The organism is Providencia sp. PROV267, assembly GCF_028477825.1.
GTDB classification, from domain to species: Bacteria; Pseudomonadota; Gammaproteobacteria; order Enterobacterales; family Enterobacteriaceae; genus Providencia; species Providencia stuartii.
The window spans coordinates 185,024-205,967 of sequence record NZ_JAMPLX010000021.1 but is presented as its reverse complement, the minus strand read 5'-3'; the positions used below and the strand labels follow the sequence as shown (position 1 = coordinate 205,967).

Sequence of the window (20,944 nt, the reverse complement as noted above, 5' to 3'; positions counted from 1 at the left end):
ATGACTAAGAAAGCTGACTATATTTGGTTTAACGGTGAAATGACGCCATGGGCCGATGCAAAAGTACACGTTATGTCTCATGCTTTGCATTATGGTACATCGGTATTTGAAGGCGTCCGTTGCTATGATTCTCACAAGGGGCCTGTTGTTTTCCGCCATCGTGAGCACATGCAGCGTTTGCGTGACTCTGCAAAAATCTACCGTATGCCTGTCAGCTATAGCGTTGATGAGCTGATGGAAGCATGCCGTGAAACGTTACGTAAAAATAACTTAGTCAGTGCCTATATTCGTCCATTAGTCTTTATTGGTGATGTTGGTATGGGGGTTAATCCTCCAGATGGTTATAAAACAGATGTCATCATGGCGGCTTTCCCATGGGGGGCCTATTTAGGCGAAGAAGCTTTAGATCAAGGAATTGATGCTATGGTTTCCTCATGGAACCGCGTTGCAGCAAATACCATTCCTACTGGAGCAAAAGCGGGTGGTAACTATTTATCGTCGCTACTTGTTGGCAGTGAAGCACGTCGTCATGGCTATCAAGAGGGAATTGCATTAGATGTTAATGGTTATTTATCTGAAGGGGCTGGTGAAAATATTTTTGAAGTGAAAGATGGCATTTTATTTACACCACCATTCACATCTTCTGCACTGCCGGGGATCACACGTGATGCGATCTTAACGTTAGCGAAGGATATGGGCATTGAAGTTCGTGAACAAACCTTATCACGTGAGTCTTTATACCTTGCTGATGAAGTGTTTATGACCGGAACCGCAGCTGAAATCACGCCAGTACGTAGTGTGGATGGCATTCAAGTGGGTATTGGTCGCTGTGGCCCTATGACCAAAAAGATCCAGCAAGCCTTCTTTGGTTTGTTTGATGGTACAACAGAAGATAAATGGGGTTGGTTAGATCCAGTTAACCCTTAATAACAAATACAGACAGATTTACAGGCGGTCGTTCCCCGCCTGTTTTAAAACACGGGAGTAAAGATATGCCGAAGTACCGTTCAGCAACCACCACCCATGGCCGTAATATGGCAGGCGCACGTGCATTATGGCGTGCCACCGGTATGACCGATGCTGATTTTGGAAAACCGATTATCGCAGTTGTTAACTCATTTACACAATTTGTACCGGGCCATGTGCATTTGCGTGACCTTGGCAAACTTGTCGCTGAGCAGATCGAAGCGGCAGGGGGTGTCGCTAAAGAGTTTAATACAATCGCTGTCGATGATGGCATTGCAATGGGGCATGGTGGGATGCTTTATTCCTTACCTTCCCGTGAGTTAATTGCAGATTCAGTCGAATATATGGTGAATGCACACTGTGCAGATGCCATGGTATGTATCTCTAACTGTGACAAAATCACACCGGGTATGTTAATGGCATCATTACGCCTAAATATCCCTGTTATTTTTGTTTCAGGTGGTCCTATGGAAGCTGGGAAAACCAAGCTTTCAGATCAAATTATCAAGTTAGACTTAGTGGATGCGATGATCCAAGGCGCGAACCCTAATGTAAGCGATGCGGACAGCGAACAAATTGAACGCTCTGCTTGCCCAACATGCGGCTCTTGCTCAGGTATGTTTACCGCTAACTCAATGAACTGTTTAACCGAAGCATTAGGGTTATCGCAACCAGGAAATGGGTCATTACTTGCGACCCATGCTGACCGTAAAGCGTTATTCATCAATGCTGGTAAGCGTATTGTTGAATTAACTAAGCGCTATTATGAGCAAGATGATGAAAGTGCATTGCCGCGTAATATCGCTAATAAATCCGCTTTTGAAAATGCGATGACATTGGATATTGCGATGGGGGGGTCAACCAATACGGTTTTACACCTGTTAGCAGCGGCTCAAGAAGCCGATGTTGATTTCACAATGGCAGATATTGACCGTTTGTCACGCAAAGTTCCGCATTTATGTAAAGTTGCGCCGAGCACCCAAAAATATCATATGGAAGATGTTCATCGTGCTGGTGGTGTTATTGGTATTTTAGGTGAGTTAAGCCGAGCAGGCCTGCTACAGCATAATGTTAAAAATATTTTAGGCCTGACACTTAAGCAGACACTTGAGCAATATGATGTGATGTTGACGCAAGATGAAGCCGTTAAGTCGATGTTTTCGGCGGGGCCTGCGGGTATTCGAACAACACAAGCCTTTTCGCAAAACTGTCGCTGGCCTTCTCTCGACACTGACCGTGAAAATGGCTGTATCCGTAATATAGAGCACGCCTACAGTTTAGATGGGGGCTTAGCGGTACTTGCGGGGAACATCGCGGAAGATGGCTGTATTGTGAAAACCGCAGGTGTTGATGAAGGTAGTTTAACTTTCCGTGGGCCTGCGAAGGTTTATGAAAGCCAAGATGATGCTGTAGAAGCCATTTTAGGCGGTAAGGTTGTTGAAGGGGATGTGGTTGTTATTCGCTATGAAGGCCCGAAAGGTGGCCCAGGCATGCAAGAAATGTTGTACCCAACCTCATACCTTAAATCAATGGGATTAGGGAAAACCTGTGCGCTCATTACAGATGGCCGCTTCTCAGGAGGAAGCTCCGGGTTATCCATTGGTCATATTTCACCTGAAGCCGCTAGTGGTGGATTGTTGGCATTGGTACAAGATGGCGACATTATTGATATCGATATTCCAAAGAGAACGATAGCACTTGATGTTGATGATAATGAGCTGAATAAACGCCGAGAAGCGGAATTGGCGCGTGGTGATAAAGCGTATACGCCACGTAATCGTCAGCGTGAGGTCTCTTTTGCATTGCGTGCCTACGCATCTCTTGCAACGAGTGCAGATAAGGGCGCTGTACGCGATAAATCTAAGCTGGGAGGCTAATGACGGTGGCTGCTGCAAAACCATTACCCTCTGCGCCTACGGGTGCTGATTATTTAAAAGCGGCGCTCAGTGCGCCGGTTTATGAAGTGGCTCAGGTCACCCCATTGCAAGAGATGAGAAAAGTGTCTGCTCGCATGGGAAATTCGATTTTAGTTAAACGTGAAGATAGGCAGCCTGTTCATAGCTTTAAGTTGCGTGGTGCTTACGCCATGATTGCTGGATTGACCGATGAGCAAAAAGCGAAAGGTGTGGTTACCGCTTCTGCGGGGAACCATGCACAAGGCGTTGCATTATCGGCCAGTCGTGTTGGCGTGAAAGCAAAGATTGTCATGCCTGTGGCAACCGCAGATATTAAGGTCGACGCGGTACGTAATTTCGGTGGTGAAGCCATTTTGCATGGGGCAAATTTTGATGAAGCGAAAGCCAAAGCCATCGAAATGGCGACAAATGAGGGGTACACCTTTGTTCCCCCTTTTGATCACCCTTCTGTGATTGCAGGGCAAGCCACAATAGCATTGGAGTTGTTACAGCAAGATGCGCATCTTGATCGCATTTTTGTTCCCGTCGGTGGTGGTGGCCTGATTGCTGGCGTAGCGGTTCTGATCAAGCAATTGATGCCTGAGATTAAAATTATCGGTGTTGAAGCCGAAGACGCGGCATGTTTGAAAGCCGCATTGGCAGCGGGGCATCCGGTTGACTTGCCTCGAGTTGGCTTATTTGCTGAAGGCGTTGCGGTGAAGCGTATTGGTGATGAAACATTCCGTCTTTGCCAAAAATATGTGGATGATGTGATCACCGTAGACAGTGACGCGATTTGTGCGGCGTTGAAAGATATTTTTGAGGATGTGCGTGCGATTGCTGAGCCATCTGGAGCATTAGCACTAGCAGGCTTAAAAAAATATGTGCAACTGCACAACATTAAAGGCGAGCGTCTTGCACATGTTTTATCCGGTGCAAATATGAATTTCCATGGCCTGCGTTATGTTTCAGAGCGATGCGAAATTGGTGAGCAACGGGAGGCACTTCTTGCGGTCACGATCCCTGAACAAAAAGGCAGCTTTTTGCGTTTCTGCCAGTTATTAGGCCATCGTGCAGTCACGGAGTTTAATTATCGTTATACCGATGCAGATCCTGACCGTGCTTGTATCTTTGTGGGGGTGAGGTTAAGCGGTGGCGAAAACGAACGAAGTGAAATTATTCAAGAGTTGCAACAACATGGCTATGAAGTTGCCGACCTATCCGATGATGAAATGGCGAAATTACATGTACGTTATATGATTGGTGGTCGACCATCGAAGCCATTGGAGGAGCGCCTTTATAGTTTTGAGTTCCCAGAATCACCGGGGGCATTGTTAAAATTCTTAGAGACTCTGGGGACGTATTGGAATATTACACTGTTCCATTATCGTAGCCATGGCACTGATTATGGTCGTGTGTTAGCGGCGTTTGAGTTATCAGGTCCTGAGGTGCGTTTCGATAGGCACCTTGATGCGCTAGGTTATGAATATCATGATGAAACAGGGAACCCGTCATTTAGGTTCTTTTTAGCCCCCCAAAGCTCACCGCAAACATTAGATTGAGTGGTCGGGCAACAATTGCCAAAATGATTTGATGAGTGGTTCACTTAGGCGTTTGCTAAGCGAGCAAACGCCTAGCTCAAAGGGTTCAACCAGCGAAATATTGTCGAGTTGTAATATACGGCTGCGAACTGGCTCAGGGCTGTTATCAACAACGACGCTTGGTATCAAGGCAATACCACAGCCGAGTGCGACCATTGACACGATAGCTTCATGGCCTGAGACAGTTGCATAGATCACGGGATTATTGATGTGATGACGGCGAAACCAGAGTTCGATACGTTTTCGTGATGGTCCGTGTTCAGGCAGAATAAACGGGATCGCATTCCAGTCGGGCTGCTCTTCGGTAGCCATGGTTCGAACAGCACAAGGTAGTGCGGGGGCGATCAGTACCAATGGGATTTCACCAATTTTAGTAAACCTTACATTATCAGGAAGGCGTTCTGGTTTACCTGCGATCCCAAGGTCAGCTTCCTTGGTTTCTACTTTGTCGACAGCATCGGCCGCATCACCAGTGGTGAGTTTTATTTCTACCAGTGGATGCAGTGCGCGGAATTTATCCAGAATTTGTGGCAAGTGGCTATACGCGGCAGTGACAGAGCAAAAAAGGCGCAGTTCACCCGTAAGAGAAGGGCTTTGCTGGTTAAGGACATGCTGGAGTTGTTGATATTGTAATAAAGTTTGTTGAGCAAATTGTTTAAGGTGCTCACCCGCTTGGGTCAGTTTTACCGACCGATTATCACGAATAAAAAGTGGATGCCCTAGCTGCTCTTCTAAGCGTTGAATTTGCCGCGATAAAGTGGATGGACTGACATACATCGCCTTAGAGGTTCGACCAAAATGGCAACTTTCTGCTAAATGAAGAAATAGCTTTAAATCACGGATATCCATTTTTGTTTCAGCCTTAAGTTAAGTCAAAAGAGCGTTGCATAATATGCAACATTGTATTGTTAATATATCAATTTAAGCAATGCGAATCATCGCATATAGTAAAACCATAAACGCTAAATAGAAAAGCGACAGGCAGATGCCTGAAATAACGAACACAACAGAACAACGGAGTAAGACAATGGCGAATTATTTTAATACTTTGAATCTGCGTCAGCAGTTAGAGCAGTTAGGCAAATGTCGTTTCATGAAGCGCGAAGAGTTCGCGGATGAAGCAGGATACCTGAAAGGTAAAAAAATCGTCATCGTCGGTTGTGGTGCTCAAGGTTTAAACCAAGGCCTAAATATGCGTGATTCAGGTCTGGATATTGCTTACGCATTACGTGCTGAAGCGATCGCTGAAAAACGTGCATCATGGCGTAAAGCGACAGAAAACGGTTTTAAAGTCGGTACTTATGAAGAATTGATCCCTGAAGCGGATTTGGTCATTAACTTAACGCCAGACAAGCAGCACTCAGCGGTCGTTCGCGCTGTTCAGCCAATGATGAAGCAAGGCGCTGCATTAGGTTACTCGCACGGCTTTAACATTGTTGAAGTAGGTGAAGAGATCCGTAAAGATATTACTGTTGTGATGGTTGCTCCAAAGTGCCCAGGTACTGAGGTTCGCGAAGAGTATAAACGTGGTTTCGGTGTGCCAACGCTGATTGCTGTTCACCCTGAAAATGACCCTAAAGGTGAAGGTCTGGCTATTGCGAAAGCATGGGCTGCGGCAACTGGTGGACATCGTGCTGGTGTACTGGAGTCATCATTCGTTGCAGAAGTTAAATCTGACTTGATGGGTGAACAAACCATCCTGTGTGGTATGTTGCAAGCGGGCGCTCTGCTTTGTTATGACAAGATGGTTGCTGATGGTGTTGAGCCAGGCTATGCCGGTAAATTAATCCAATTCGGTTGGGAAACAATTACCGAAGCATTGAAGCAAGGTGGTATCACGCTGATGATGGATCGTCTGTCAAACCCTGCGAAATTGCGCGCATTTGCACTGTCTGAGCAACTGAAAACAATCATGGCTCCTTTGTTCCAAAAACATATGGATGACATTATTTCTGGTAAATTCTCAGAAACCATGATGGCTGACTGGGCAAATGATGATAAGAATTTGCTGGCTTGGCGTGAAGAAACCGGTAAAACACCATTTGAAAACTACCCTGAATATGAAGGAAAAATCGCTGAGCAAGAGTACTTTGACCACGGTGTTTTGTTAGTTGCGATGGTTAAAGCTGGGGTTGAATTGGCGTTTGATACTATGCTGGAAGCTGGGATCCTTGAGGAATCCGCTTATTACGAGTCACTGCACGAGCTGCCACTGATAGCCAATACTATCGCTCGTAAACGCCTGTATGAAATGAACGTGGTTATTTCAGATACGGCGGAATATGGTAACTACCTGTTCTCGTTCGCGGCTGTGCCAATGTTGAAAGACTTTATGAGCAAACTGCAAGCGGGAGATTTGGCGAAACCTGTTGCTGATAATGGCACCGATAATGCACAACTGCGTGATGTTAATGAAGCTATCCGTAACCACCCAATTGAGAAAATCGGTAAGACGCTGCGTGGATATATGACAGATATGAAACGCATTTCAGTGGGTGGCTAATTTTTCGTCACACTAGCACTATTCGCCGTTTTCCTTTAACGCGAATAGTTTAGAAAAATATATTAGATATAAAATAATATCGTATTGAAAACCGTGTTGTTCTGAATGACACGGTTTTTTTGTTTTTCAGACTCGACCGTCACAGATAGAAATATGCAGTTAAATGGATACATGATGGTTTAGCCATTTTTATGCGCCGAGTGCTTTCTGCTACAATCGACAACAATCTGTCTTTTTGAAAATAACCTGATCTAGAGAAACCATGCGATTAAATCCAAGCCAGCAGCAGGCTGTTGAATTTGTGGATGGCCCATGCCTTGTATTGGCTGGTGCCGGCTCGGGAAAAACCCGAGTGATAACGAATAAAATAGCACACCTGATCCGCCAATGTGGCTATCAACCACGTCAAATTGCGGCGGTCACCTTTACCAATAAAGCCGCTCGTGAAATGAAAGAGCGTGTCGCACAAACATTGGGGCGGAAAGAAGCTCGAGGGTTAATTATCTCTACATTTCATACCTTGGGCTTGGAGATCATTAAACGTGAATATAAGGCGTTAGGTATTAAGGCTAATTTTTCTCTGTTTGATGATCAGGACCAAATGGCGTTGCTCAAAGAGCTCACTTTTGATCTGCTAGAGGAAGATAAAGATCTTTTGCAGCAACTGATCTCATCGATCTCGAATTGGAAAAATGATCTGTTAGCACCAGAGCAGGTGTTGGCGAAAGTGAGAAGTGAGAAAGAGCATCGTTTTGCAGAGTGTTATCGTCGTTACGAATTGCATTTAAAAAGCTGTAACGTATTGGATTTCGATGATTTGATCAGTAAGCCGACCTTACTTTTATCCCATAACGAAGAGGTGCGGGAGCGTTGGCAACAAAAAATTCGCTATTTGCTGGTGGATGAGTATCAGGATACCAATACAAGCCAATATCAATTGGTTAAATTGCTGGTGGGTCAGCGTGCGCGGTTTACGGTAGTTGGCGATGATGACCAATCTATCTACTCTTGGCGTGGTGCTCGCCCACAAAACTTAGTGCTATTGAGTCAGGATTTTCCAAAGTTAAATGTGATTAAGTTGGAGCAAAACTATCGTTCATCGGAGCGCATACTAAAAGCAGCCAATATTTTGATTGCAAATAACCCCCACGTATTTGAGAAGAAATTATTTTCGACACTAGGTTATGGGGCACCACTTAAGGTTATTACGGCCAATAATGAAGATCATGAAGCTGAAAGAGTTATCGGTGAATTGATTGCGCATCACTTTATTAATAAAACACAATATAAAGATTATGCCATTTTGTATCGCGGTAACCATCAATCGCGTATCTTTGAAAAAATGTTGATGCAAAACCGTATTCCTTACCGTATTTCGGGGGGAACATCATTCTTTTCTCGCCCAGAAATCAAAGATTTATTAGCATATTTGCGAGTCATCACTAACCCTGAAGATGACAGTGCTTTTTTGCGCATTGTGAATACGCCACGCCGTGAAATTGGGCCAAAAACGATCCAAAAATTAGGTGAATGGGCTAATCAACGCGGTAAAAGTTTATATCAAGCTAGTTTTGATTTAGGACTGGAGCAAACATTAACAGGCAAAGGATTAACCGCGCTACAGCAGTTCACACGTTGGATGGAGAAAATTGTTCAACAGTCTGAGCGTGAGCCATTATTGGCCGTGCGTGATTTACTGCGTGAAATGGACTATGAAAGTTGGCTCTATGAAACTTCGGCAAGTACGAAAGCTGCTGAGATGCGAATGAAAAACGTCAATCAGTTGTTTACATGGATGAGTGAAATGATTGAAGGTGACGACTTGAATGATCCTATGTCATTAGATCAGGTTGTAACGCGTTTTACGCTGCGCGATATGATGGAGCGCGGTGAAGATGATGAAGAATCAGATCAAGTGCAATTAATGACATTACACGCATCTAAAGGGCTGGAGTTCCCTTATGTGTTTTTAGTAGGGATGGAAGAGGGGTTGTTACCGCATCAAAGTAGTATTGATGAGGATAACATCGATGAAGAGCGGCGGTTAGCTTATGTTGGAATAACACGTGCACAAAAAGAGCTATTTTTTAGCCATTGCCGTGAACGTCGACAATACGGTGAATTAATCCGCCCTGAGCTAAGTCGCTTTTTATTAGAATTGCCGCAAGATGATTTAGAGTGGGAACAGCAACGAAAAGTGGTGACCGCGGAAGAGCGGATGCAAAAAGGACAATCTGCACTCGCTGATATTAAGGCTCGTTTAGGATTAAATAAGAAAAGCTAGCAGAAATGACCCCTCACATTCACTGTAACGAATGTGAGGGGGAAAATTAATTGTTGGAGCTATTACGCTCTTCAAGTTTCAAAGGCCAGTTAACATAACCTTGCCACTGAACTTCTTGTTGCAAGTTTTCTGCTCGTAATGGATGCTCTGCGAGCCAGCGGTAAGGCAATACAATCGTCAGAGAATGGGTCTCTGCATGAAGTCGTAATGCTGGCAATGTATCATCTCGCCGACGGCTTGCAAAAAGAATAGCTAATCGCAACAGGCGGCATAAATGATAAGCTTGTTGCATGGGTAAAGCATTTTGTTGACTGAGTGTGGCTAGATCAACAGGCCCGTGTTGATTGCGGAGCAATGCAGCCAGTAAGCGCTTTTGTGCAGGAGTAAAGCCAGGAAGGTCAAGGTTAGTGATAAGGTAACTGGCATGCTCCGGCCCTTTGCGGAAGTCAACGCTTAAACCGATTTCATGCAAAGCACAGGCACTTGATAATAAATCACGGCAGCGTAGGTCTAGCTGCCAATTTTTAGAGACCTGTAAAAAGAAATGCTCTGCTAATTGGCTAACGCGGGCAGCTTGCTCGATATCGACTTGAAAGCGACGCTGAATATTACGCAAGGTACGAGCGCGAATATCTTGCTCAATGGGTAATTCAAGCATGCCGTAAACTAACCCTTCACGCAATGCACCACCCGCTAAGGTCATATTATCAATCGATAAAGCTTTAAAAATAGCGATGAGGATAGACAGACCGCTTGGGAATACCAGCGCTCGCTCAAAGGTGAGCCCTTCAATTTCTAACTCTTCAAGCTTGTGGCATTGAATGGCTTTATATTTAAGCTGTTGTAGCTTATCTAAGGTGATCAGCTCATCCATGCCTTGCGCGATCATGATTTCTTGGATGGCTTGAACGGTGCCTGATGCACCAACACAAATTTTCCAACCATGATTTTTTAAGGTATCCGCAATAGGGGCAATCACCGCGTGGGCGGCTAACTCCGCTTGAGTAAAATTCTCCTCGGTGAGTGTGCGATCACTAAAATATTTTTCTAGCCAAGTGACGCAACCCATTTCAAGGCTAAATAGCTGAGTGGCTTTGGCACCGATACCTGTAACCAGCTCGGTACTACCTCCCCCAATATCAACGACTAAACGCTGATCGGGGCCTCCGGTTGTGTGAGCAACGCCTTGGTAAATTAAGCGCGCCTCTTCTTCTCCTTGAATAACTTTGACGGTATTACCTAGAATTTCACTGGCTTTTTGCACAAAAACATCGGCATTTTTAGCCAGCCGCAATGTTGCAGTCGCGACGACACGGATTTGAGCGCTAGGGATATCTTGTAAGTGCTCTGAAAAGAGCCTCAAACATTGCCAACCGCGCTCCATAGCTTGTTCTGACAGCATATTATTGCCATCTAAACCAGCGGCTAGGCGCACTTTGCGTTTTACTCTCGAAATAATTTGAATACTGCCTGCAACTTCACGAACGATCAGCATATGAAAACTGTTCGAACCTAAATCAATTGCTGCATAGAGAGAAGAAGATTTCAGCATATCGTTATTACTCAGCCTGAACGTTTATGGTTGTTACGTGGGCCATTATGGCGACGTGGCGAATTTGAATTGCGACGAGGCCCTCCTGGACGCGGACGATGGCGGCGTTTCGGAGCAGGAAGGTCAGTTAATAACGCTTCGCTGTTGTACTTACTCACTGGAATCGAATGTTGAATGTACTCTTCGATAGCGGGTAGATTCAAAGCGTACTCTTCACAAGCAAGGCTGATTGAATGACCACTTTCACCTGCACGACCAGTACGACCAATGCGGTGTACATAGTCTTCACAATCATCAGGTAAGTCATAGTTAAAGACATGGGTAACAGAAGGAATATGCAACCCGCGAGCAGCGACATCGGTCGCAACTAAAATATCGAGATTACCTTGAGTAAACTCTTCTAAAATACGCAGTCGTTTCTTCTGAGCAACATCTCCGGTGAGTAGCCCTACACGATGACCGTCAGCCGCAAGGTGTGCCCAAATCTCATCGCAACGATGTTTGGTATTGGCAAAAATAATACAACGCTCTGGCCACTCTTCTTCAAGCAACGTTTGCAATAAGCGCATTTTCTCTTCATTTGAAGGATAAAACAGCTCTTCTTTAATACGGTGACCCGTTTTTTGTAACGGCTCGACTTCAATATATTCAGGGCTATTCATCTGTTCAAAAGCAAGTTCTCTGACACGGTAAGAGAGCGTAGCTGAAAAGAGTAGGTTTAACCTTTCGGTTACCGCAGGCATGCGACGGAATAACCAACGAATATCTTTAATAAAGCCCAGATCGTACATGCGATCAGCTTCATCTAGAACAACCACTTGTACGGCATTTAAGTCAATATGACCTTGTTTTGCATAGTCAATTAAACGTCCCGTTGTGCCGATAAGAATATCAACACCATTTTGTAGCACCTTTAATTGCTCATCATAGCCATCACCGCCATAGGCTAGCCCCATTTTTAGACCCGTATACTCAGCAAGCTCTTTTGCATCTGAGTAGATTTGCACTGCCAGTTCACGGGTGGGTGCCATAATCAGCGCTCGGGGCTGATTGACTTTTTTACCCTCAATCGAAGGGTGAGTTAGTAAATAATGAAATGTAGACGTTAAAAATGCTAACGTTTTACCCGTTCCTGTTTGCGCTTGCCCCGCAACATCTTTGCCTTCGACAGTGAAAGGCAGGGTAGACGCCTGTATAGGCGTGCAAAAATTGAAGCCTTTTTTATTTAGGGCCTCAATGACTTTGGGGTGTAAGGCGAAGTCGGAAAACTTCTTTTCTGTCAAGTGTGCTTTACTCATAGTGTGGTAGAATATCAGTTAACGGTTGGTTTACGAAAGTGTATCTTTTGAAATAAAGCATACTGCTGCCAATTAATGTTACACTAAGACTGCAAAAATGATCCATTGGAGTACAACATGAGCGACAAAATTATTCATATAACTGATGCAAGCTTTGAGAGCGAAGTCTTAAACGCCTCGTCACCTGTTCTCGTCGATTTCTGGGCTGCATGGTGTGGTCCTTGTAAAATGATTGCGCCTATTCTTGATGAAGTTGTTGAAGAATATACAGGCAAACTGACCATCGCAAAACTGAATATTGATGATAACCCAGCTACTGCACCAAAATATGGTATCCGTGGTATCCCTACGCTCCTATTATTCAAAAATGGCAATGTCGTAGCAACAAAAGTGGGCATCTTCTCTAAAATTCAGTTAAAAGAATTTTTGGACGAAAATCTGTAAGTTATAGTTGTTGTTTAAGGTAAAACGTTTAGCGGTACATCTATTTTATAGGGCGCACCGCTAGACGTCCTCAATGAAGCATGGTAAGTTATCGGCAATCCCCATATTGCACCCGAAAGAATTACTTTATAATCCGTTGCTCTTATCATAAATATCTGGTTTGTCAGTTCAGTTGTGGTTCATATATTGTGATCTAGGGCTGATAATGTGTTGATTTCTGGAATTATCAATTTGAAAATTGAGTTGTCGCGCTAGCCGCATTCAATCATTTCATTCGTGGTAAATTGACAATATCAATTCAAGATAGATATGGATTAGCCGTATGAAGGCGTTCTAGTTAGGGATGGGTTTCAGGGCATGAGTTTTGCGTTTTAGTGCTTTGAAAGCTGTAAATTTGCGATATTGGGATAGATGTTGCCTTAAATGCACAAAAAACTATTGCTAATATTGTTTGTGTTTCTAATAATAAGCCGCATATCATTCCGATGAATCGCCGCGATATGTTAGCGCAGTCTTAGCAATAACAAGCGCAAGAATTTTTACGCGTTGTTGAGCCGTTGATGTTTGTAACTATCAACAGGGCGTTATAAAGTTAAACTGGCACTTATATAGCTTATATATAGTTGTCGTCAATTTACGTTCATAGTTCGAGAATTACCCCGAGTTAAAGAACCCACCATTATGAATCTTACCGAATTAAAAAATACGCCAGTATCAGAATTGATTACATTAGGCGAAAACATGGGGCTAGAAAACTTAGCCCGTATGAGAAAGCAGGATATTATCTTCTCGATTTTGAAGCAGCATGCTAAAAGCGGGGAGGATATCTTCGGCGATGGCGTTCTGGAAATATTGCAGGATGGATTTGGTTTCCTCCGTTCAGCAGACAGTTCCTACCTCGCAGGCCCCGATGATATCTACGTTTCTCCCAGCCAAATTCGCCGCTTCAACCTTCGCACAGGCGATACAATTTCAGGAAAAATCCGTCCTCCTAAAGAAGGTGAACGCTATTTTGCCCTATTGAAAGTTAATGAAGTTAACTTTGATAAACCTGAAAATGCCCGCAGCAAAATTCTCTTTGAAAACTTAACCCCATTACATGCTAACAATCGTCTTCGTATGGAACGTGGAAACGGTTCTACAGAAGATTTAACCGCGCGTGTTTTGGATTTAGCTGCGCCTATCGGCCGTGGGCAACGTGGTTTGATCGTTGCTCCACCAAAAGCAGGTAAAACCATGTTGCTGCAAAATATCGCGGCTAACATTGCACATAACTACCCTGATTGTGTTTTGATGGTTCTGCTTATTGATGAGCGTCCAGAAGAAGTTACCGAAATGCAACGCCTAGTTAAAGGTGAAGTAATCGCTTCAACGTTTGATGAGCCAGCAGCACGTCACGTTCAAGTCGCCGAAATGGTGATTGAAAAAGCTAAACGTTTAGTTGAGCATAAAAAAGACGTTATCATTTTACTTGATTCTATTACTCGTCTTGCGCGAGCGTATAACACTGTTGTTCCTTCATCAGGTAAAGTCTTAACAGGTGGTGTGGATGCGAATGCGTTACACCGTCCGAAGCGTTTCTTTGGTGCAGCACGTAACGTTGAAGAAGGTGGTAGTTTAACCATTATTGCAACAGCGCTCGTCGACACAGGCTCCAAAATGGACGAAGTGATTTACGAAGAGTTTAAAGGTACAGGTAACATGGAACTACACCTGTCTCGTAAGATCGCTGAAAAACGTGTTTTCCCTGCGATTGACTATAACCGTTCAGGTACACGTAAAGAAGAGCTGTTAACTTCACAAGATGAATTACAAAAAATGTGGATTTTACGTAAGATCATTCATCCTATGGGTGAGATCGATGCAATGGAATTCCTCATTAGTAAATTAGCAATGACGAAAACGAACGAAGAATTTTTCGACTTTATGAAAAGAGCATAATTGCTAACTTCCTAATTGTTAAATTTAAAAAGCGCTGTCAATTTTTGACAGCGCTTTTTTATTTTTTTTACTGATTTTTCTGATGAATATCGAAATTATTTCTTATTATATAGCTCTGTTATTTATTTGTTATGTAAATTAAATTTAAGTTATGTTTTTATATAAATTCAACTTACTCACCATTGGATGATAACAATTTATAATATTGAGATGCCATTCACGGTAATAGAATAGTAATTATATAAAAAATAGTACTTTTTATATTGGATTTTTGTCGCTACAAAATGGAAAATCAATTTGTTGGATGAAATAGATTTATTGTTTTATTCAAAGTTTGACTGTTTTAAGTTAATACATGTATTTCATGTATTTATTTAATGACGATATCATTTACGTAATGGCATTTTCTGATTGGTTGGGAAAGGTTCATTTATTAAACGAAAAACAGCCTAAAATTATAATCATAGAGAAGCATTGTTCTTTATGGCATGCATCTTGCTTTCATTAAGTATAAAATCCGTTAATAAGACATGATTGAACAAAAGCTACACTAATAACAACTAGGTAAGCCTTTATAGGGTTATTGTGATAGTTATTGAAGACTCGTCTTATGGAACTTATCTCTTTTGAGATGATAATACCTTAGCTGCCTGTTATTGAGGCAATATAAGCTAAGGCATTGTGGTTTTAGGTTGGTTAGATAAAAAATAAGAGAGTTGACTCGTGGACACCGCACAATTTATTGCTAGTCTTTTTTACGTTTTTTTGTTCACGTTAGTGTTTATTTTTATCGCTCGAGTTGTGGCAACGAAGATCGGGCTGGTTGATAAACCTAACTTCAGAAAAAAACACGTAGGTCTGGTCCCTTTAGTTGGGGGGATAACGGTCTTTTTTGGTATCTGCTTCGCGTTTGTTATTACAGAAGAATATATACCCCATAAATGGTTATATTTAATCTGTGCAGGCTTATTGGTATTGATTGGTGCGTTAGATGACCGGTTTGATATCAGTGTTAAGTTAAGAGCAGGTGTACAAGCCGTAGTCGCTGTCGTCATGATGACCGTGGCTGACTTAAAACTAGAGTCATTAGGTCATGCGTTTGGGCCATGGGAGTTAGTGCTTGGGCCATTTGGTTATATCGTGACACTGTTTGCTGTTTGGGCAGCTATTAATGCGTTCAACATGGTTGATGGTATTGATGGGTTACTCGGTGGGCTATCTTGTGTCTCTTTCGGTGCATTAGGCTTTTTGTTATATCAAAATGGCAATTATGGATTAGCATTTTGGTGTTTTGCCTTTATTGCAGCTATCCTTCCTTATATCTTCCTAAATTTAGGTGTACTAGGTCGTCGTTTTAAAGTCTTTATGGGTGATGCGGGAAGCACACTGATTGGTTTTACAATTATTTGGATCCTAGTCGAATCAACTCAGGAAGCAGGGCGTCCAATCAACCCTGTGACAGCATTATGGATTATTGCGATCCCATTGATGGATATGGTGGCGATTATGTACCGTCGTATCCGTAAAGGTATGAGTCCATTTTCACCTGACCGTCAGCACATTCATCACTTGATTATGCGTTCAGGTTTTAGCCCAAGAGGGGCTTTTGTTCTGATTACACTGGCAGCAGCCATTTTGGCATGTATAGGAATTATTGGTGAACGCTTAACATTTGTGCCTGAATGGGTCATGTTGGCATTGTTTTTGCTTGTATTCTTTATGTATGGTTACTGCATCAAACGGGCATGGAAAGTAGCTCGTTTTATTAAGCGCGTCAGACGTCGTATGCGTAGAGGTGGTGCAGTACGGTAACGACAAACGGAAATAATAGAGGTTCTGTGCAGTGAAAAACTCAGAAACGCAACCTAATCAGTATCAGCCGCCGATAGAACCGGAATTGGATATCCGTGGTTTATGCCGCTCTTTGTGGCAAGGTAAAATTTGGATCGTGGCATTTGCGGTGATTTTCGCCGCTATTGCGTTGGGTGCATCCTATTTTATGCAGCAAAAATGGAGTTCAACCGCGATCACAGACCTGCCAACCGTGAACAATTTGGGTAGTTATTATTCGCAACAACAGTTTTTACGAAACCTGGATTCCCGTATTAACTCGACGGGTCAAGAAGGGCAATTGCCAACGATTGCGAATGAGGCTTACCAAGAGTTTATTAAGCAAGTGGGTTCTTATGATACCCGTCGTCAGTTTTGGTTAACGACGGATTATTATAAGCAGCGTTTAGAGAATGACCCTAAAGCAGATGCGGCGTTATTGGATGAATTGATTAACAATATTGAATTCACGCCTGCGGATAATCTAAAAAATCTCACTGATAGCATTAAGTTGATTGCGGAAACGTCCACGGACGCTAATCAGCTTTTACGTGAGTACATACAGTTTGCTAACCAACGTGCAACAGCCAACTTGAATGATGAAATTAAGGGAACGTGGGCAACGAAAATGCAATCAATGAAAGCGTTAGTGAAACGCGAAGATATGGTTGCTCAAGCTGCTTATGAAAGACGCTTAAATTTACTCGAACAAGCATTGAAAGTTGCGCAAAAGCAGGGAATTTCGCGTAATCAAAGCTCGGCACCAGTTGATGAAATTCCTGATTCTAAAATGTTCCTATTAGGGGTTCCATTACTTGAAGCTCAGATTGAAACATTAAAAGCGACAGGCCCTGATCACGACACTGATTATGACCAAAACATCGCAATGTTATCTACACTGAGTGTTGGTCCCACTCTCCAAGACAGTTTTCAGGCTTATCGCTATTTGAGAACACCTGAAGACCCCGTCAAACGTGACAGCCCACGTAGAGCCTTTATGATGGTTCTATGGGGAGCTATCGGTGCATTGGTTGGTGCTGGTGTGGTACTTGCACGCCGTCGCCCGTCCTGATTTTGAATAGGTGGCTGTCGATGATGTCAGCCACTGTGTAATGTCATTATAAATAAAAGCAGCTAACTGCATTAGATAAATATAAGAGAGTCACTGTGAAAGTATTGACTGTATTCGGCACTCGACCAGAAGCCATTAAGATGGCACCGTTGGTTCATGCACTTGCTAAGGATGCGGCTTTTGAAGCCAAAGTCTGTGTGACGGCCCAGCACCGAGAAATGCTCGATCAGGTACTGAAGCTATTTGAGATTACTCCCGATTACGATCTCAATATTATGAAGCCAGGGCAAGATTTAACCGATATTACGTGTCGTATTCTTGAAGGGTTGAAAAACGTATTTGCTGATTTCCAACCTGATGTGGTGTTAGTGCATGGGGATACTGCGACGACAATGGCAACGAGCTTAGCGGCTTTCTACCACCGTATTCCTGTTGGTCATGTGGAGGCAGGCTTACGTACAGGTAACCTCTACTCACCATGGCCAGAGGAAGCGAATCGTAAGATTGCGGGGCACCTTGCAATGTACCATTTCGCGCCAACTGAAAATTCGCGTCAAAACTTACTAAAAGAGTCTATTCCCGATAATCATATTTTTGTGACGGGAAATAGTGTGATTGATGCTTTGCTGTGGGTTCGCGACAAAGTGATGAGCGACCAGCACATGGCTGATAAATTGGCGGCGAATTACCCGTTTATTGATCCCAATAAGAAAATGATTTTAGTCACAGGCCATCGCCGTGAAAGCTTTGGTGGTGGATTTGAACGTATTTGTCATGCCTTGGCTGAAATTGCACAAAGCCATCCTGATGTTCAGGTGGTTTACCCTGTGCATTTAAACCCGAATGTCAGTGAACCCGTAAAACGTATTTTACATGGCATTGATAATATTATTCTGATTACTCCTCAGGAGTATTTACCCTTTGTCTATTTGATGAACCATGCCTACCTGATCTTGACCGATTCTGGCGGGATCCAAGAAGAGGCGCCATCACTAGGCAAACCTGTTTTAGTTATGAGAGATACCACAGAACGTCCTGAAGCTGTTGAAGCTGGAACAGTGCGTCTTGTGGGTACAGATACACAAAAAATTGTTGCAGAAGTTAACCGGTTACTGACAGATGAAGCGGAATATCATGCAATGAGCCGCGCGCATAACCCCTATGGGGATGGTCATGCTTGTCAGCGTATTCTTGAAGCACTAAAAAGCAATCAGGTGAAATTATGAGTTTTGAAACTATTTCTGTTATCGGCCTTGGTTATATTGGTTTGCCAACAGCAGCCGCTTTTGCGTCACGCAAAAAGCAAGTGATTGGCGTTGATGTCAACCAGCATGCGGTTGATACCATTAATCAGGGGAAAATCCATATTGTCGAGCCAGAGCTTGACCTCGTCGTAAAAAGCGCGGTTGAAGCAGGTCATCTGAAAGCTTTTACTAAACCACAGCCTGCCGATGCCTATTTGATAGCAGTGCCAACCCCATTTAAAGGTGAACATGAACCTGATCTTACTTATGTAAGAGCAGCCGCAGAGTCTATCGCTCCGGTATTGAAAAAAGGGGATTTAGTCATTTTAGAGTCTACTTCTCCTGTTGGCACGACTGAACAGATGTCTGAATGGATGGCTCAAGCGCGTCCTGATCTCACTTTCCCTCACCAAGCAGGGGAAGCGGCGGATATTGATGTGGCTTATTGCCCTGAGCGTGTCTTACCGGGTCAAGTCATGGTTGAATTGATTAAAAATGACCGTGTTGTTGGTGGTATGACGCCAAAATCATCATTACGTGCGAGCGAACTGTATAACATTTTCCTTGAAGGTGAATGTGTTATCACGAATGCAAGAACCGCCGAGATGTGTAAGCTGACAGAAAACAGCTTCCGAGATGTGAACATCGCATTTGCAAACGAACTCTCACTGATTTGTGCCGAACAAGATATCAATGTGTGGGAACTGATCCGTTTGGCGAATCGTCACCCTCGCGTCAATATTCTACAGCCGGGCCCAGGTGTTGGTGGACACTGTATTGCCGTTGACCCATGGTTCATTGTGGCACAAAACCCACAACAGTCTCGTTTGATCCACACCGCGCGTTTAGTCAATGATGGCAAACCAATTTGGGTTGTTGATCAGGTCAAAGCTGCGGTGGCAGATTGTTTAGCTGAAACAGGTAAAAAGGCGAGCGAAGTGACTATTGCCTGCTTTGGTCTATCATTTAAACCCAATATTGACGATTTGCGTGAAAGCCCAGCGATGCATATCACGAAAATGGTGGCGAGCTGGAATAAAGGTAAAACGTATGCGGTTGAGCCACATATCCATGAATTGCCAACGGCACTAAAAGGCATTGTAGAGCTGGCATCGATTGAAGATGCAATCACCAATGCTGATGTGATTTTAATGCTGGTGGATCATAACCAATTTAAAGCCATTCAAGGTTCATTGATTCAGCAAAAATGGGTTGTGGATACCAAAGGAGTTTGGCGTTGAAACGCATACTAATCACAGGTGGAGCCGGTTTTATCGGCTCTGCGGTTGTTCGTCATATCATTGAAAATACTAACGACAGTGCGGTTGTCGTAGACTGTTTAACTTATGCGGGCAATTTAGAGTCACTCAGTGAGGTGTCAAATAGCGACCGCTATGCGTTTGAGCAAGTGAATATTTGCCATCGCGCTGAGTTAGACCGCGTTTTTGCGAAATATCAACCCGATGCCGTGATGCATTTAGCCGCAGAAAGCCATGTTGACCGCTCTATTGATGGCCCTGCCGCCTTTATTGAAACCAATATTGTCGGTACATACACGCTATTAGAGGCGGCTCGTCATTACTGGATGGGCTTAGATGCCGCGAAAAAAGCGCAATTCCGTTTCCATCACATCTCAACTGACGAAGTGTATGGCGATTTGGAAGGGCCGGACGGTTTCTTTACTGAAACCACGCCTTATGCGCCAAGCAGCCCTTATTCGGCTTCTAAAGCATCGAGTGACCATTTAGTGCGGGCTTGGCAGCGTACTTATGGCCTGCCAACCATGATCACCAATTGCTCAAATAATTATGGGCCATACCATTTTCCAGAAAAACTGATCCCACTGATTATCATCAATGCGTTAGCAGGTAAGCCATTACCTGTTTATGGCAAAGGTGAGCAGATCCGCGATTGGTTATTTGTTGAAGACCATGCTCGCGCCTTATATTTGGTGGCAACGACAGCACAGCCGGGTACCACTTATAACATTGGTGGTCACAATGAACGTCGTAATATTGATGTGGTCGAGACTATTTGTGAGCTACTTGAAGAACTTCATCCGCAGAAGCCAGAAGGGGTTGCACATTACCGTGACCTTATCACTTATGTGACGGATAGGCCGGGTCATGACATGCGCTATGCCATTGATGCCGATAAAATCGCACGTGAATTAGGTTGGACGCCTCAAGAAACATTCGAATCAGGGATCCGTAAGACAGTGCAGTGGTATCTGAATAACGAAACTTGGTGGCGTCGTGTGCAAGATGGTTCTTATGCAGGAGAACGCCTTGGTTTAGGCGCTTAAGGGGGGATC

Annotated in this window: 15 protein-coding genes; 12 read left to right on the top strand and 3 right to left on the bottom strand. The window is 43.7% G+C overall.

The window, feature by feature from the left end:
- From PR709_RS14920 to ilvA, 3 genes are all read left to right on the top strand, one after another.
- The gene (locus PR709_RS14920) at positions 1–927 is read left to right on the top strand and encodes a branched-chain amino acid transaminase (protein ID WP_004915437.1); all 927 of its coding nucleotides are present in this window, start codon (positions 1–3) and stop codon (positions 925–927) included.
- A gap of 65 nt (positions 928–992) precedes the next feature.
- Positions 993–2,843, top strand: coding sequence for a dihydroxy-acid dehydratase (ilvD, locus tag PR709_RS14915; RefSeq protein ID WP_014657278.1), 1,851 nt, complete (start codon positions 993–995; stop codon positions 2,841–2,843).
- A 5-nt stretch (positions 2,844–2,848) separates the two neighbouring features.
- Positions 2,849–4,423 (top strand): threonine ammonia-lyase, biosynthetic, encoded by a 1,575-nt coding sequence (gene ilvA / locus PR709_RS14910; protein ID WP_272570968.1) that lies wholly within the window; start codon positions 2,849–2,851, stop codon positions 4,421–4,423.
- On the opposite strand, the gene ilvY is transcribed toward ilvA, so the two are convergent.
- Complete coding sequence (gene ilvY / locus PR709_RS14905) at positions 4,415–5,311, bottom strand: HTH-type transcriptional activator IlvY (protein WP_004915447.1); 897 nt, start codon at positions 5,309–5,311, stop codon at positions 4,415–4,417. The two genes, ilvA and ilvY, sit on opposite strands and share 9 nt — an antisense overlap.
- Before the next feature lie 178 nt (positions 5,312–5,489).
- Between ilvY and ilvC the strand changes: the two genes are divergently transcribed.
- Together ilvC and rep are read left to right on the top strand one after the other, a co-directional pair.
- Entirely contained in the window at positions 5,490–6,965 is a 1,476-nt protein-coding gene (gene ilvC / locus PR709_RS14900; RefSeq protein ID WP_014657279.1) for a ketol-acid reductoisomerase, read from the top strand.
- Between the two features lie 262 nt (positions 6,966–7,227).
- Entirely contained in the window at positions 7,228–9,249 is a 2,022-nt protein-coding gene (gene rep, locus PR709_RS14895) for a DNA helicase Rep (protein WP_004915452.1), read from the top strand.
- Positions 9,250–9,295: 46 nt separating this feature from the next.
- On the opposite strand, the gene gppA is transcribed toward rep, so the two are convergent.
- Both gppA and rhlB read right to left on the bottom strand, forming a co-directional pair.
- A complete protein-coding gene (gene gppA / locus PR709_RS14890) occupies positions 9,296–10,801 on the bottom strand; it encodes a guanosine-5'-triphosphate,3'-diphosphate diphosphatase (protein ID WP_004915455.1) in 1,506 nt (501 codons plus the stop codon).
- A gap of 11 nt (positions 10,802–10,812) precedes the next feature.
- Positions 10,813–12,099: an ATP-dependent RNA helicase RhlB gene (gene rhlB / locus PR709_RS14885; RefSeq protein WP_004915459.1), complete on the bottom strand. Its 1,287-nt coding sequence runs from the start codon at positions 12,097–12,099 to the stop codon at positions 10,813–10,815.
- Positions 12,100–12,216: 117 nt separating this feature from the next.
- Here rhlB and trxA point away from each other — a divergent pair, with 117 nt between their 5' ends.
- The 7 genes from trxA to rffG all read left to right on the top strand — a co-directional run bounded on the left by trxA (position 12,217) and on the right by rffG (position 20,935).
- Positions 12,217–12,543: a thioredoxin TrxA gene (gene trxA, locus PR709_RS14880; RefSeq protein WP_004915462.1), complete on the top strand. Its 327-nt coding sequence runs from the start codon at positions 12,217–12,219 to the stop codon at positions 12,541–12,543.
- 681 nt (positions 12,544–13,224) lie between these two features.
- A complete protein-coding gene (gene rho, locus PR709_RS14875) occupies positions 13,225–14,484 on the top strand; it encodes a transcription termination factor Rho (protein WP_004915469.1) in 1,260 nt (419 codons plus the stop codon).
- Positions 14,485–15,207: 723 nt separating this feature from the next.
- On the top strand, positions 15,208–16,296 hold the full coding sequence (gene wecA / locus PR709_RS14870; protein WP_004915476.1) for a UDP-N-acetylglucosamine--undecaprenyl-phosphate N-acetylglucosaminephosphotransferase: 1,089 nt from the start codon (positions 15,208–15,210) through the stop codon (positions 16,294–16,296).
- Between the two features lie 31 nt (positions 16,297–16,327).
- The gene (gene wzzE / locus PR709_RS14865; RefSeq protein ID WP_014657281.1) at positions 16,328–17,386 is read left to right on the top strand and encodes an ECA polysaccharide chain length modulation protein; all 1,059 of its coding nucleotides are present in this window, start codon (positions 16,328–16,330) and stop codon (positions 17,384–17,386) included.
- A gap of 95 nt (positions 17,387–17,481) precedes the next feature.
- Positions 17,482–18,612 carry a non-hydrolyzing UDP-N-acetylglucosamine 2-epimerase gene (gene wecB, locus PR709_RS14860; protein WP_004915481.1) on the top strand — a complete coding sequence of 377 codons (1,131 nt, stop codon included), beginning with the start codon at positions 17,482–17,484 and terminating at the stop codon, positions 18,610–18,612.
- A complete protein-coding gene (wecC, locus tag PR709_RS14855; RefSeq protein ID WP_004915484.1) occupies positions 18,609–19,871 on the top strand; it encodes a UDP-N-acetyl-D-mannosamine dehydrogenase in 1,263 nt (420 codons plus the stop codon). Before wecB ends, wecC begins: the two co-directional genes overlap by 4 nt.
- A complete protein-coding gene (gene rffG, locus PR709_RS14850) occupies positions 19,868–20,935 on the top strand; it encodes a dTDP-glucose 4,6-dehydratase (protein WP_004915487.1) in 1,068 nt (355 codons plus the stop codon). The genes wecC and rffG overlap by 4 nt, the downstream gene beginning before the upstream one ends.
- Positions 20,936–20,944 lie beyond the last annotated feature (9 nt).